18 protein-coding genes are annotated in these 14,225 nt (G+C 30.0%); 6 read left to right on the top strand and 12 right to left on the bottom strand.

Annotation, left to right across the window (positions count from 1 at the left end; all coding sequences use genetic code 11):
- Window positions 1-3: 3 nt before the first annotated feature.
- Together AJN58_RS05190 and AJN58_RS05185 are read left to right on the top strand one after the other, a co-directional pair.
- Window positions 4-456 carry a hypothetical protein gene (locus AJN58_RS05190; RefSeq protein WP_053872823.1) on the top strand — a complete coding sequence of 151 codons (453 nt, stop codon included), beginning with the start codon at window positions 4-6 and terminating at the stop codon, window positions 454-456.
- A complete protein-coding gene (locus tag AJN58_RS05185; protein WP_070210066.1) occupies window positions 453-1,013 on the top strand; it encodes an SCO family protein in 561 nt (186 codons plus the stop codon). Before AJN58_RS05190 ends, AJN58_RS05185 begins: the two co-directional genes overlap by 4 nt.
- A gap of 6 nt (window positions 1,014-1,019) precedes the next feature.
- On the opposite strand, the gene cysM is transcribed toward AJN58_RS05185, so the two are convergent.
- The 3 genes from cysM to ciaB all read right to left on the bottom strand — a co-directional run bounded on the left by cysM (window position 1,020) and on the right by ciaB (window position 4,276).
- Window positions 1,020-1,919, bottom strand: a complete 900-nt coding sequence (cysM, locus tag AJN58_RS05180) for a cysteine synthase B (protein WP_070210065.1) — start codon at window positions 1,917-1,919, stop codon at window positions 1,020-1,022.
- Window positions 1,920-2,045: 126 nt separating this feature from the next.
- Window positions 2,046-2,342, bottom strand: coding sequence for an HU family DNA-binding protein (locus AJN58_RS05175; RefSeq protein WP_002861608.1), 297 nt, complete (start codon window positions 2,340-2,342; stop codon window positions 2,046-2,048).
- A gap of 101 nt (window positions 2,343-2,443) precedes the next feature.
- The gene (ciaB, locus tag AJN58_RS05170) at window positions 2,444-4,276 is read right to left on the bottom strand and encodes an invasion protein CiaB (protein WP_004305962.1); all 1,833 of its coding nucleotides are present in this window, start codon (window positions 4,274-4,276) and stop codon (window positions 2,444-2,446) included.
- Between the two features lie 61 nt (window positions 4,277-4,337).
- Here ciaB and AJN58_RS05165 point away from each other — a divergent pair, with 61 nt between their 5' ends.
- Window positions 4,338-4,751 (top strand): acyl-CoA thioesterase, encoded by a 414-nt coding sequence (locus AJN58_RS05165; RefSeq protein WP_052949397.1) that lies wholly within the window; start codon window positions 4,338-4,340, stop codon window positions 4,749-4,751.
- Window positions 4,752-4,790: 39 nt separating this feature from the next.
- Here the strand turns inward: AJN58_RS05165 and kcuS are convergent, their stop codons facing one another.
- The 9 genes from kcuS to AJN58_RS05120 form a co-directional block, all read right to left on the bottom strand.
- The gene (kcuS, locus tag AJN58_RS05160) at window positions 4,791-4,988 is read right to left on the bottom strand and encodes a KCU-star family selenoprotein (RefSeq protein ID WP_002867452.1); all 198 of its coding nucleotides are present in this window, start codon (window positions 4,986-4,988) and stop codon (window positions 4,791-4,793) included.
- Window positions 4,969-7,080, bottom strand: a complete 2,112-nt coding sequence (locus AJN58_RS05155; RefSeq protein WP_070276244.1) for a carbon starvation CstA family protein — start codon at window positions 7,078-7,080, stop codon at window positions 4,969-4,971. The genes kcuS and AJN58_RS05155 overlap by 20 nt, the downstream gene beginning before the upstream one ends.
- Window positions 7,081-7,245: 165 nt before the next feature.
- Window positions 7,246-8,175 (bottom strand): ribose-phosphate pyrophosphokinase, encoded by a 930-nt coding sequence (locus AJN58_RS05150; RefSeq protein WP_002861611.1) that lies wholly within the window; start codon window positions 8,173-8,175, stop codon window positions 7,246-7,248.
- 107 nt (window positions 8,176-8,282) lie between these two features.
- Window positions 8,283-8,942: an amino acid ABC transporter permease gene (locus tag AJN58_RS05145; protein WP_004305969.1), complete on the bottom strand. Its 660-nt coding sequence runs from the start codon at window positions 8,940-8,942 to the stop codon at window positions 8,283-8,285.
- Window positions 8,943-8,952: 10 nt separating this feature from the next.
- Window positions 8,953-9,705 (bottom strand): amino acid ABC transporter permease, encoded by a 753-nt coding sequence (locus AJN58_RS05140; RefSeq protein ID WP_044780509.1) that lies wholly within the window; start codon window positions 9,703-9,705, stop codon window positions 8,953-8,955.
- Window position 9,706: 1 nt separating this feature from the next.
- Window positions 9,707-10,486 (bottom strand): bifunctional adhesin/ABC transporter aspartate/glutamate-binding protein PEB1a, encoded by a 780-nt coding sequence (gene peb1A, locus AJN58_RS05135; RefSeq protein WP_044780510.1) that lies wholly within the window; start codon window positions 10,484-10,486, stop codon window positions 9,707-9,709.
- A gap of 21 nt (window positions 10,487-10,507) precedes the next feature.
- Window positions 10,508-11,236, bottom strand: coding sequence for an amino acid ABC transporter ATP-binding protein (locus AJN58_RS05130; protein WP_070292062.1), 729 nt, complete (start codon window positions 11,234-11,236; stop codon window positions 10,508-10,510).
- Between the two features lie 135 nt (window positions 11,237-11,371).
- Complete coding sequence (locus AJN58_RS05125; RefSeq protein WP_070276240.1) at window positions 11,372-12,160, bottom strand: CheR family methyltransferase; 789 nt, start codon at window positions 12,158-12,160, stop codon at window positions 11,372-11,374.
- 15 nt (window positions 12,161-12,175) lie between these two features.
- Entirely contained in the window at window positions 12,176-12,730 is a 555-nt protein-coding gene (locus AJN58_RS05120; RefSeq protein WP_002861616.1) for a CheB methylesterase domain-containing protein, read from the bottom strand.
- A gap of 163 nt (window positions 12,731-12,893) precedes the next feature.
- Here AJN58_RS05120 and rpiB point away from each other — a divergent pair, with 163 nt between their 5' ends.
- The 3 genes from rpiB to apt are packed head-to-tail and all read left to right on the top strand — an operon-like array spanning window position 12,894 to window position 14,208.
- Window positions 12,894-13,331, top strand: coding sequence for a ribose 5-phosphate isomerase B (rpiB, locus tag AJN58_RS05115; protein ID WP_002861617.1), 438 nt, complete (start codon window positions 12,894-12,896; stop codon window positions 13,329-13,331).
- Window positions 13,331-13,663, top strand: a complete 333-nt coding sequence (locus tag AJN58_RS05110) for a membrane protein (protein WP_002853247.1) — start codon at window positions 13,331-13,333, stop codon at window positions 13,661-13,663. The genes rpiB and AJN58_RS05110 overlap by 1 nt, the downstream gene beginning before the upstream one ends.
- A complete protein-coding gene (gene apt, locus AJN58_RS05105) occupies window positions 13,660-14,208 on the top strand; it encodes an adenine phosphoribosyltransferase (protein WP_044779227.1) in 549 nt (182 codons plus the stop codon). Before AJN58_RS05110 ends, apt begins: the two co-directional genes overlap by 4 nt.
- Window positions 14,209-14,225: the final 17 nt, after the last annotated feature.

The following is a 14,225-nucleotide window of genomic DNA, read 5'->3' as shown; positions in this document are numbered from 1 at the left end:
TTAATGAGAAAAATTATTTTTATCCTAGCTTTTGCTTTTGTTATTGCTACTTTATATATTATTTTTGATTTTTATATAATAAAAGATTCTCAAAAAATAACAAAAGCTGATTTTTCCACCCCATTGACTTGCGATCTTAATGTTAAAGACTGCACATATAGTTTTAATAATAAAGAAGTCTTAATTTCCCTAAATCCTAAACCCTTACAATCTTTAGATGTTACAAATCTAAAGATTGTAAATCTAGGAAATTATAACAACTTAGGAATTAAAATTTATGGATTAAATATGTATATGGGTGAAATTAAGCCTAAAATACATCGATTAAATTCAACAGACTATGAAAGCAAAATAGTTCTTGCTACTTGTGTTTTAGATACTATGCGTTTTAGGGTAGAATTTATGGATAATAATAAACCCATAGGGTTTTATTTTGATTTTGAGCTAAAAAAATGAAAAAAAATATTATTTTATTTATAGTTATAGTTGCCATTATTTTAGGTGTAATATTTTTTATTAAAAATCATCAAAATTCTTATGATTTTATCTTGAAATCAGATTTAAAAGAGGAAGCCACCCTAAAAGATTTTAAAGGAGATAAGCTTATTATCTATTTTGGATACACTTATTGCCCTGATGTTTGTCCGGCAACTCTTAGTTTAGTAGGCAAAGCCTTAAAGCAAATCAATAATCCTAAGGCTCACCTTCTTTTTATTTCTTTAGATCTAAATAGAGATAATAACTTAAGTAATACAAACGAATGGTTACGATACTTTTACCCAAAAGCAGATGCTTTAATTGCAAAAGATGAAAAAACTCTTCAAAAAATAACAAAACAATATAATATTCAATATCAAAAAATAGATCTAAATGATTCTTTTATGGGTTATTCTATAGCACATAGCAATATGCTTTATCTTATTGATGAAAAAGGTCATTTTTATAAAGAAATTAGCGATTTAAATCCACAAGAAATTTTAAGAGAACTTAGAATTTTTCTAAATTCTCAATAATCATACTTAAGCAAAAAGATCAGTTGAGAGGTATCTTTCAGCCGTATCGTTTAGCATAGTTAAAATTCTTTTATCTGGAAATTTCTTTGCTAGCATACTTGCGGCAAATACATTTGCTCCACTTGATATACCTACCATTAAACCACTTTTGGCAAGTTCTTTGGCTGTATTTATAGCATCTTCATTACTTACCGTGATCACTTCATCTATAACTTCTTTATTTAAAATAGCAGGTATAAAATTCGCCCCTATTCCTTGTATTTTATGGCTTCCCGCTTCACCTTTGCTAAGCAATGGAGAATTTAGAGGCTCGACTCCAACAATATGCACTTTTTCTAATTTTTCTTTTAGTATTTCCCCAACTCCACTAATAGTACCGCCAGTTCCAAAACCAGCTACAAAAATATCAAGTTTATTATCCAAATCTCTTAAAATTTCTAAAGCCGTATTCTTACGATGCGCATTTTTATTTGAAATATTTTCAAATTGAGAAATCATAAAAGAATTTGGAGTATTTAACAATATTTCATTTGCTTTATCAACCGCTCCTTTCATTCCTAAATTTGCAGGAGTTAATTCTAACCTAGCGCCAAAGAGTGTTATCATTTTTCTTCTTTCTAAACTCATAGATTCAGGCATTACAGCAATAAATTTAAGTCCCAAATCTGCACAAATCATAGCCAAAGAAATTCCAGTATTCCCACTAGTTGCTTCAACTATTGTAGTATCTTGATTAATTTTTTTACTATCTAAAGCATCTTTAATCATTTCAAAAGCTGCTCTATCTTTTATAGAATGACTAGGATTTAAAAATTCGCATTTAGCAAAAACATTGATACCAAATTTTTTCAAATGTATAATGGGAGTATTTCCTATAAGCTCACTTACTTTTTCATGTACTTTCATAATTTTAATATCCTTTTTTATTTAATAATGATAGTTTTATAAAAGTTTAAAAAAATAAAGTAAATAAAAGATGCAAAATATCCGAATCAATCAAGAAAGAAGGCTAGAATTTATCTAGCCGAAGTTTTATTTTTTCTTTTTGTTGCTTGCTTTTGCAACAGCTTCTTTAAGGTTTTTACCTACCTTAAATTTTGCAACTCTTGTAGCAGGAACTTTAATTGTTTTTCCTGTGCTTGGTACTCTAGCTTCTCTAGCAGCTCTTTCTTGAGTTGAAAAAGTACCAAAACCAATAAAACTGATGCTATCACCTTTAGCTAAAACATCAGTAATAGTAGAAATAACTGCATCAGTAGCAGTAGTAGCGTCTTTTTTTGTTAGCCCAGCTGTTTGAGCAACTAATGAAATGAAATCTGCTTTAGTCATAAAAGCTCCTTTGTTTTAATTGAAACGCCTAATTTTAGCATATTTAAAAAACAATATCAAGTAAAAAACAGCTTTTTTTAAGTTTTTTTCAAAAAACTTTATTATTTTTTCTTATATCTTTCAAATTCTCCGCTATTATCAATTTCATTACCAATTTTCTCGTATAAATCATAATAAAATTTAACAAATTCTTTACACTTAGGCATAATAGGAAGAAAAATATCATCTTCAATTTCACAAAATCTACTTAAAAACTCTTTTGCATCAAGTCTTAAAGCATAGTGTTTTGCCAATTCATGATAATTTTTTAAAGTTAGTTCTTTAAATTTTTCATAATGCCCTAAATCAAAATTTATCTTCAAATTATTATTTTCAAAAATCAATACTTCACTTTCAAAAAGCAAACTAAGATGAATAAGTCCTTCTGTATAATAAGGTCTAACTTCATCAACCCTTTGCCAAGAAATAAGTCCAATAGCCCTTTTTATAAGTTCATGAAAAACAGGCATTATCAAGTCATCTTGTTCGTGATAAAAGAAATTTATAAGTCCACCTGTAGTAGCTTTATATTCTTCTATATTTTTAAAAAAACCACTCTGATTCATTGTTTTTTCAGTATCATTAGCAATAAAAAATATATGACCAAATTCATGGCCTATAGTTGATACTTCATAAACCCTTTTCCAAATTTTTTCCTGATAAAATAAAATATTTCTTCCAAAATCCAAAAATTCTTTATCAAAAATCTCGCTAGAAATTTTCATAAAAGGCTTTGTTTTAGCATTTTCATATACAAAATTTATAAAGGCAAATATTTTTTTGCCCGCCTTAGAACTTACAAACTCATCATTTGGAACGACTTGAGCTGAGAATAAACCTTTAAGTTCAGCACCATAAAATATCATCGGAGTGCAAATATAAAGTTGAGTTTTTTCTATATTAGATAAAACTTCTTTTTCTAATTCACAATCTTCAAGTCCTATATTTTTATAAACATGTTCAAAACTTTCCTTAATTTCACTACCAAATTTCAAAACATCAAAATCATTCTCATCTTCTATTCTTATATCCCATTCTAATGCCACCGCATGAGTATAATTATCTTCATAATATTCTAAAGGATGTCCCACTTGTAAAGGTGATTTTACTTTCATCCAAGCAAATTCAGCTTCTTGCCAAGCTTTTATAACCCTATCTTCATCTTTTTCGCAAAACGCCAATTTTAATTTTTCAAAATATTCTATATAAGCTTTTTCCTCTTCGTTGCTAGCAAATATTTTTAGTTGATCAATCATATTTTCAAAAGCAAATTCTAATTTTAAAATTTCATTCTCGAAAAATCTCGCATAAGGAACAAATTTCCATAAATTTCCTATTCTAACTAAAACACCATAGCTTCGCTCACAAATTTCTCCTTCTGAAGTTTTTTGATATAAACGATTTTTACGCAAAAATTCCATTGCATCATCTAAATTTGGAAATTGAGTAGATAAAATTTTATTATTTTTTTCTATAATTTCTTTAGTCCAAGAAATTTCAAAAATATTCATAATTAAACCTATATTATGCACTCCTTGTATTAAGGACTGATAAAAATTATTTAAAAGCTTTTTCTCTTTTATTTCATTAATTAAATTTTGATGTTCTTTTTCATAAAACTTTCTAATCTCTTCATAGAACTTATGTTTTAACTCTATAATCTTATCTTCCTTAAAGTTGTTTTTTTTCCACTCTTGAACTAAATTTTCTTCCTTTAAATCAACCAAACGCCTAAGTATGGCTAGCATAGTTGTTTTATCTTGTTTTAATTCGCTTAAAGAAATCAAAGATCTAAAATACTCACCCACATCTTCTTTGTCTAAAAACTCATATAACGCATTATTTCTTTCTTTGTATTTTCTAACCAATTTAGCTATTTCTTTAAAATTATTCATACTTTTATTCTCCTTTTTAACTTTTTTAATTATAATTCATTTTTTAAAATAAGGAGTAAAAATGAGAGATATGGGAGAACCAAAATTAAAAATTGTAGCCATGCCAAGCGATACAAATCCAGCAGGAAATATTTTTGGCGGATGGATACTTTCACAAATCGATTTAGCAGGAGCTATCGCAGCAAGAGAACTTTCTCCTGAACGCGTTGTAACCATCTCTATGGATAAAGTAGTTTTTAAAGAACCTGTTTTTATAGGTGATATAATTTCTTGTTACTCTAAAGTTGTAAATGTGGGCAACACTTCAATCAGCGTTGAAGTAGAAGTCACAGCTCAAAGAGTGGATTCTCAAGGTTGTACTTCTTGCATTAATGTAACTTCGGCTTTAGTAACTTACGTAAGTGTTACAAGAGATGGAAAGAAAAAGCCTATTACTGAAGAACTTAAAAGAATTCATGGCTTTTTAAATGCTTAAAGCTTATTTTGTATGATAAAACTTTATCCTTTAAGCTTATCAGCATTTATTTAAACCGCCACTATTATATTTTTTATCTAGACATTCTTTGAAAAATTCCCCTCTGGTTTTTGGAATTTTTCCTGGATGTTTTTGTTTCATGTGTTCTAAATACTTATCATAACTAGAAAGTCCCACCAAGGGATGAAAAAACCTTTCGGCTTTTTCATAATAATACTTAAATTTTTTGAAATTCATCAATCTTAATATACTTAGTTTCTTTAAGAGGAATTTTAATTTTACCTAAGCAAATTCCTATACAAGAAATTATAACAAGCAAGGTAGCTATCATAAAGAACACACAAAGAATTGCATTAAGTAAATTTCCAACTTTACTTTGAGTGGCTATTGAAATTTCTTTTTTAATTGTAGAAATTTCTTTTTCATCTTTAGTGTTATTTAATTTAAATTCTAAATCTTTAATTTTTTGACTTTGTATGCTAACGGCGGCTACATGACTTACCGCATTTGCTACTTTATTGCCTTCTTCATAAGGCATAATTTTTTGAATTCCTCCATACAGAGTTGCCACTAAGACAAATACCGCAGGTACTAAAGTAACCCAAGTATATCTTGCCTTGCCCATTTTTACAAGTATAGTTGTAGCAAGAAGCAAAGCCATACCCGCAAGCATTTGATTACTCACGCCAAAAAGAGGCCAAAGCGTATAAATTCCTCCCTTAGGATCAATGGCACCTTGATAAAGAAAATATCCCCAACCTGCAACACTTAAAGCCGTAGCCAAAAGTCCAGCTGGATAATTATGAATATCTCCTAAAGGTTTATAAACATTACCCAATATATCTTGCACCATAAAACGACAAGCCCTTGTCCCAGCATCCACCGCTGTTAAAATAAATAAAGCTTCAAACAATATAGCAAAATGATACCAAAAAGCCATCAAATCCACGCCGCCAAAAAGTTCATGCAAGATCAAAGCTACACCTATAGCAAAAGTTGGAGCTCCACCTGTTCTTGAAAGTATAGTATGCTCTCCTATATTTGTAGTCAAAGTAGTAATTTCTTCAGGAGTAATGCTAAATCCCCAACTTGAAATGGTTTGTGCTACACTTACAACATCTGTTCCTATCAAAGCAGAGCTTGAATTTATAGCAAAATAAAGACCTGGATGTAAAATACAAGCACAAATTAAAGCCATAATCGCCACAGCACTTTCAGCAAGCATAGAGCCATATCCAACAGCTAAGGCATGAGTTTCGTTTTCAAGCATTTTAGGAGTAGTTCCACTAGAAATCAAAGCATGAAAACCACTGATCGCACCACAAGCAATGGTAATAAATAAAAATGGAAATACTCCACCTGCAAATACTGGACCTGTTCCATCAAAATACTGAGTATTTGCTTTTGGCATTTGCAAATCAGGAGCAACCAAAACAATAGCTACAGCCATTACCACAATAACACCGATTTTCAAAAAAGTTGAAAGATAATCTCTTGGAGCAAGTAAAAACCACACAGGTAAAACAGAAGCAATAAAACCATAAGCCATCATAACAATTGCCAAAGTTGGAGCTTCTAAAGTAAATATTTTAGCCCAATAAGGATCAGCAGCTATAACGCTACCATAATGAATAGCCAAAATTAAAAGCACAAAACCTATTATAGAAGCCTCCCCTACTCTACCTGGACGGATAAAACGCATATAAATTCCCATAAATATTGCTATAGGAATAGTCATTGCGATAGTAAATAAACCCCATGGAGATTCTGCTAAAGCTTTTACAACCACCATAGCTAAAATGGCAATAATAATAAGCATAATGCCAAAAATCGCCACCATAGCAACTCCACCTGTAAATTTACCCATCTCATCCTTAATCATCTCGCCAAGACTTCTACCTTTTCTACGAGTAGATATAAAAAGAACAACAAAATCATGCACAGCACCCGCTAAAACTCCTCCTACTAAAATCCAAAGCATAGAAGGCAAATATCCCATTTGAGCAGCCAAGATAGGTCCTACTAATGGACCTGCTCCTGCAATAGCAGCAAAATGATGTCCAAATAATACAGCCTTATTTGTAGGCACAAAATCACGCCCATCATTTTCTACAAGTGCTGGTGTTGCGCGATTTTTATCAAGTTCTAAAACCTTATAAGCTACAAAATGCCCATAAAATCTATATCCTATCATATAAATACATACAGCAGCAACCACCAAATAAATCGCTGATACACTTTCGCCATTTTGTAAAGCTAAATAACTAAAACAAATAGCGCCTAAAGTTGCAACAAGCAACCATAAAATTTTAGTACTTAACTGAGTCATATTTCTCCTAAGAAAATAAAATATTTTCAAAGAATAACAGATTTATAGATTAAATTGTATAGAAAGATGTTTAGTTTTTTCACATTTTTAAAAAATATATATTTTTTGTTTCTTTAAGTAGCATAAAAATGAAAAGCTTAAAAACAATCTTTAAGCTTTTTTAATCTAAATAAAGAGAGAATTTACACTTTCGTTATGATAAACACGACGTATTACTTCAGCAAAAACAGATGTAACACTTAATACTTTAATATTTGGTAATTGCTCTTTTAAAGGTATGGTATCTGTTACTACAAGCTCATCTAAAGCTCCACTTGCTATTCTCTCATAGGCTTTTCCACTTAAAACTGCATGAGTACAGCAAGCCATAACAGATTTTGCACCTTTTTCTTTTAAAGCTTCTGCAGCTTTAACTATAGTGCCAGCAGTATCAATAATATCATCTACTAGGATAACTTCTTTATCTTTTACATCTCCAATGATGTTCATTACTTCACTTTCATTGGCTTTTTCGCGACGCTTATCAACTATAACTATATCAAGTCCTAAATGCTTTGCAACACTCCTAGCTCTTGCAACACCGCCTATATCTGGACTTCCTATAATAGCATTTTTAAAATGTTTGGCTTTAATATAATCATTAAAAACTATACTTCCATAAAGATTATCTACTGGAATATCAAAAAAACCCTGAATTTGTCCTGCATGCAAATCTATCGTAGCTACGCGATCAATCCCAGCTGCCTGAATCAAATTAGCCACAAGTTTAGCAGTAATTGGCACTCTAGGATTTGCTTTTCTATCTTGTCTCGCATAGCCAAAATATGGGATAATAGCCGTAATCGAATTTGCACTTGAGCGACGCAAAGCATCTGTAAGAATTAAAAGTTCCATTAAATTATCGTTTGTAGGAGCACAAGTACTTTGAATAATAAAAACATCCTTTCCGCGTACGCTCTCATCAATTTGAACACTAATCTCCCCATCACTAAACCGTTTTACTCCAGCATCGCTTAAAGGCAGGGAAAGATATTTAGAAACTTGTCTTGCAAATTCCACATTAGCTGAGCCTGAAAAAATTTTATAACCTCGCATAAAAAACCTTAATCAATAAAATTATGAATTAATACAAAGGATTTTAATAAAAAAAATGTTAAAAACTGCTGTAAATTTAAAAAGCTTATATAAAAATATAAGCTTTTTTAAGAAATGTAAGCTGTCTTTTTGGCATAATATCTTACCAACATAGAAAGTGAAAAACATATTATAAAATAGATTCCCGCAACAACACCTATCATCGCTAAAATTTCTTCAAAACTTGTTAGTTTTGCCAATATAGTTTTTGAGTTATAAGTAAGCTCAGCTATACCTAAACCCGCTAAATAAGCTGTATCCTTTACAGTGGTTACAATTTGAGATAATAAAGCAGGTACTATTTTTCTAAAAGTTTGTGGTAAAATAATATAAAAAAGAGTAAAAAATTTACCAAAACCTTGAGAATAAGCTGCTTCAAACTGACCTTTTGGTATAGAATTTAATCCACCTCTAATAATTTCAGCCATAACCGAACTCGTATAAAGTGAAAATCCTATAGTACCCCAAAAAGCTTGAGGAAATTGTCCAAAAAATACAGGTAGAACAAAACAAGCTGCAAGCATCCATAATAATAAAGGAGTATTTCTAAAAATATCTATATAGCAAGCTGCTAAAAATTTACTTAATCTATCCCCATAATTTTTAGTTATAGCTAAAAAAGTTCCAAAAACAATCGAAATAATACAAGTTGCTAAGGCTATTTTTAATGTCAGAAATAAACCTTGCATTAAAAATTCAATATTTTGTGCATTAAAAACATTTTCCATTAACAACCCTTTATCTCGTTAAATGTGCTTTTTTTAATTTATTTTCATAAGCCTTTGCAAAATAAGCCAAAGGATAACAAATTATAAAATATAAAACCGCTGCAAATATATAAGCTGGCGCATAATTTCCATAATCAGCTGCATAACTATCAGCAGAATGCATTAACTCAGCTCCACCTACAATAAGCAATACAGAGGTATTTTTGATTAAATTTACCATTTGATTTGTCATCGGTGGTAAAATAATTCTAATGGTTTGAGGTACTATGATATAACGCATTTGCTGAATATAAGTAAACCCTTGAGAAGCAGAAGCTTCAAACTGACCTCTTGGCACAGCCAAAATTCCACTTCTAACCACCTCGCTTACATAAGCTCCGTGATAAGCCCCAACACCCAATACACCAATAGTAAATATATCAAGTCTTATACCTAAAATAGGCAAGGCATAAAACAAAAAGAAAATTTGTATTACCAAAGGAACATTTTGAAAAAGCTCTACGTAAATTCTAGTGTAGGCTCTGATAATTTTAAATCTACTTATAGCCATAACTCCGCCTATAGTTCCAAAAATTGTAGCTATAAGCAAAGCAAGAATGCTTACTTCTAAAGTATAAATAAAACCATTAATAAAAGCATCTTTATTATCCAAAGCATCTAAAAATTTCCATACCGCAAAAGGGCTTATACTATTTTCATCATATAAACCCCAAGAAGTAAGAATTTGTCTTAAATGTTCAACAAAACCTACACTTTCATTCATATTATAAACCCCATTTTTTCGCTAAAGCATCAATTTCACTTTTATGTTCTTTTACAAAATCATCAACATATTTTGCAAAAGCTGGATCATCTTTTTTGGTTACAATACCATAACTTTGTGGTTCAAAACTATCTGGTAAAATTTCACTTTTATCATCCACATAACCTAACAATATTGATTTGTCTACAGAAAACGCATCAACTCTTTTAGCATCTAAAGCAGCTTTTATACTTGGATAATCAGGAAATTCACTAAATTTAACATCGACACCAATTTTTTTAGCAGCTTCACCTATAGCTTTTTTTGTAGTTGCAGCTTGAGCTACTCCAATATTTGCACCTTTCATATCAGCTAAAGATTTATAATTTTTTTCTTTTAAAACTAAAAGCCCTATAGCATCTTGATAATAAGGTTCTGAGAAATTATAAATTCTTTTTCTCTCTGGAGTAATAGTAAAAGTTGCTATCACTGCATCTACACTACCATTATCAAGCAAAGGGCCTCTTGTTTTAGCATTAACTGCGACTAGTTTTATTTTTTTATCATCACCTAATATACTTTTAGCTAGCAATTTGGCAACATCTACTTCAAAACCTTTAATTTCACCTGTTGCTTGATCAAGTAAAGCATAATGTGGAACATCATTTTTAACACCAACTATTAATTGTCCTTTAGATTTAATAGACTCAAGTTTACCTTCTGCTGCATTAGCATTACTGAATGCAACACAAGCACCTAGAGCAAAAACTGCCAACTTTAATAAAGATTTTCTAAAAACCATTTTTTCTCCTTTCAATTTTGGTTAATTTTTAAGAATTTTCCCTAAAAAGAGTCGCGCTCGTTCGGTTTTTGGATTTGAGAAAAATTCACTAGGAATATTTTCTTCCACAATAGCGCCATCTTCCATAAAAATAATCCTATCTGCTACTTCTTTTGCAAAACCCATTTCGTGTGTAACAACCACCATGGTAGTATTGCTTTGGTGTGAAATTTCTTTCATTACATCTAAAACCTCTTGTATGGTTTCTGGATCAAGGGCTGAAGTAGGTTCATCAAATAAAATATAGGGTTTTTTAGTACAAAGTGATCTTGCTATAGCAACGCGCTGTTGTTGTCCGCCTGAAAGGGTTGCTGGATAAACATTTGCTTTATCCACTAAACCTACGACTTTTAAATACTTAAAAGCTGTTTCTTCAGCTTCTTTTTTAGATTTTTTTTGAAGTTTCATTAGAGCTAAGGTTAAATTTTGCAAAACCGTCATATGTGGATATAAATTAAAATGCTGAAAAACCATTGCACAATATTTTCGACAAATTTCAATTTTATTTTTATGATTTAAAACAAGATTGTTAACTACGACCTCTCCTGAACTAACTTCTTCAAGCCCATTCATGCAACGGATAGTTGTACTTTTTCCACTTCCACTTGGACCTATAATAACAAGCTTCTCACCTTCTTTAACAGAAAGATTAATATTCTTTAGAACATGATGAGTTCCGTAGTATTTGTTTACATTTTTTAATTCAATCAAGTTTTTTCCTTTATTTTTAACTAAATATAAAATTAATTAAAATTATTTTATCATTAAATAAAGAAAACTACTTCAAAATGTAACTTATTTTTACTAATAAATTTCTAAAGTGTAACTTTTAGTAATTTTTAGAATTCATACTTTTTCATAGTAAACACCTCTTGGAGAGAAAATCTTTTTAAAATAAATAGTCTCTGGAATTAAATCAGCATTGCCAACATAAAGCCTTCCTTTATCATTTAAAATTCTATGAAATCTCTCCATAAGTTTTAGTTTTGATTCATGATCAAAATAAATAATCATATTTCTAGAAGCTATAATATCAAATTTTCCCAATCTTGAAAATTTTTCTTCAAAAACATTGCAAAGTTCAAATTTACAAGTACAAAGCTCATTTTTATTAATAGTATAAAATTTATCTTCGCTTTCTAAAAAAAACCTTCTTTTTTCACTCTCGCTCAATCGCTGTAAAGTTCTTCCTTGATATTTTCCAAGTTTTGCTTTTTCAATCACGCTTGAATTAATATCAATGCCTAAAACATACATATCTTTAATAAAATTCTGTGCAGCCAATAATGCCAAAGAATATACCTCTTCTCCACTTGAACAAGGGGCGCTTAGGATATTTACTCTCTTTTCTAAGCTTTTGGCATAATAAATTATTTCTTTCAATTGAGCCAATTCTCTTAAAAAATAAGTTTCACCTATGGTTACAAAATCTAAAGTTTCTTGTTTAAGTTGTCTATTACTTTTTAATTTTCCCAAAAATTCGGAAAAATTTTTAGTATTAGTTCCTTCAAGAAATTTATTCAACTTTAAAGCTAATATATTTTTTTTATCGGTTAAATCAATACCGCTCATTTCGTTGATAATTTTTATAAATTCATTAAGTTCTAATTCGCTAGGAGTTATTTTTTTTTCCATGTAATTTTCCTTTTATTAATCCTGATCAATAAAATTTATAATTTCTTTTTTAATTTCTTTTAAGCTCATAGGTTTTAAATGTGGATTCATATCTTTTGCTCTTTTTGGCATACCATAAACGACGCTATCTGCCTCATTCTCACATAAACATCTAACCCCTGTTTTATAAAGCTCAAATAAACCTTTTGCGCCATCATCTCCCATACCCGTTAAAATAATAGCAAGTATTTTATTTGTTTTTGCCAAAGAAACAGCGGAATGAAAAAGCAAATCTACACTTGGCTTAAAACTTGATACCACATCTTGCCAAGAGGCTACAATATTTAAATTTCCAGATAAAATAGTATTTTTAGGGCAAATATAAATTTTATTGCTTAATATCTCTTTATCGTTCAATAAGCACACTTCACTAAAAGCCTCTTTATTAAATTGCCCCACAAAAGATGGAATAAAACTAACACTCATGTGTTGAGCTATAACTACACAAGTATTTTTTATATCAATATCCTTTAAAAGAAATTTAAGCTGATTAGGACCACCTGTTGAAGATCCTATGAGTATGAGCTTCATTTTCTTCTCCCCTTAATTTATTGAAATTTTATTTTTCTTGTCGCAAATTCTAACATATATAAAGAAAAATAAAGCTTATTTTTAAAAAAAGAAAAGCTGTTTTTATGATTTAATATGATAAGATTAGATTTTTATCTTATTTTATATAGTAATTAGGAAACCAATGCTTAGGGAAAAAATTTATATTGCTAGTGATCATGCTGGTTTTGAATTAAAAGAAAAAATTTGCGTATTTTTAAAAGAAAAAAATATAATTTTTAACGATTTAGGAACAAACACTTGCGCAAGCTGTGATTATCCTGATTATGCACATTTACTTGCCGAAAAAATAGACAAACGAAGCTTTGGCATTCTTATTTGTGGAAGTGGAATTGGAATTTCTATTGCAGCAAATCGTCATAAAAACATTCGCTGCGCATTATGCCATGAAAGCTTAAGTGCGGAACTTGCAAGAAGACATAATGATGCCAATGTTTTGGCATTAGGTGGAAGATTAATCGGGATTGAATTAGCTACAGATATTATAGAAAAATTCATTCAAACTCCTTTTGAAGAAGGGAGACATATGCAAAGAATTCAAAAAATTGAGGTAAAAATATAATGTTTACAAACTGGCTTGTTTTAACTATATTAATTTGTGCAACTATCTATCTGATTGTAATGTTGTTTTACTATAAAACTCTACTTAATAAAGAAAAAACATCAAAAGATTTTATCAAAAACAATCTTGATGATACTGAGATTGTTATTAGAAAACTACAAATCCAACTTCAAAGAAGTCTTGGAAATATAGATATACTCACAGAAGAGCTTAATAAAATCAAAGCAGACCTTACATCTTTAAGAACTAGAAATTCTCAATATCGTTTAGAAAATGACAAACTAAGACAAAGAATTAAAGAATTAGAAGCAAAAATCGAGGCATTATTATGATAAAACTAACACAAGAAGAACAAAAATACCTGCTTGATAGCATTAGAATTATTGCTGATTTTCCAAAAAAAGGAATTATTTTTAGAGATATTACCACTCTACTAAATAACAAAGAGGCTTTAAATTTTCTACTTAAACATTTAAAAGAACGCTACAAAGATTACAATCTAGACTTCATAGCAGGAACAGAAAGCAGAGGATTTATCTTTGCATCTATGATTTGTGCAAAACTTAATCTTCCTTTTGTGCCTATTAGAAAACCTGGAAAACTCCCTTTTGAAACCTTTAGCTGCGAATATGATCTTGAATATGGCAGCGATAAAGTAGAACTTCATAAAGATGCATTTAAAAATATTCAAAATGCAAAGGTTTTACTTGTAGATGATTTAATAGCAACTGGCGGAACAGCTATAGCTTCGTATGAACTTATTCAAAAAGCTGGAGCAAAATGCGTTGAAGCTTGTTTTTTAATGAATCTTAAAGATTTAAATGGAGCAAATAAACTTGAAAAACTTACTTCAGTTTATAGTGTTTTAGAAATTTAAAACTATAGAAAGGCGCA

The sequence above is a fragment of the Campylobacter sp. BCW_4321 genome (genome assembly GCF_001763075.1).
GTDB classification, from domain to species: domain Bacteria; phylum Campylobacterota; class Campylobacteria; order Campylobacterales; family Campylobacteraceae; genus Campylobacter_D; species Campylobacter_D jejuni.
Note: the sequence above shows the minus strand (reverse complement) of the source record. Positions and strands in the feature narration are given on the sequence as shown.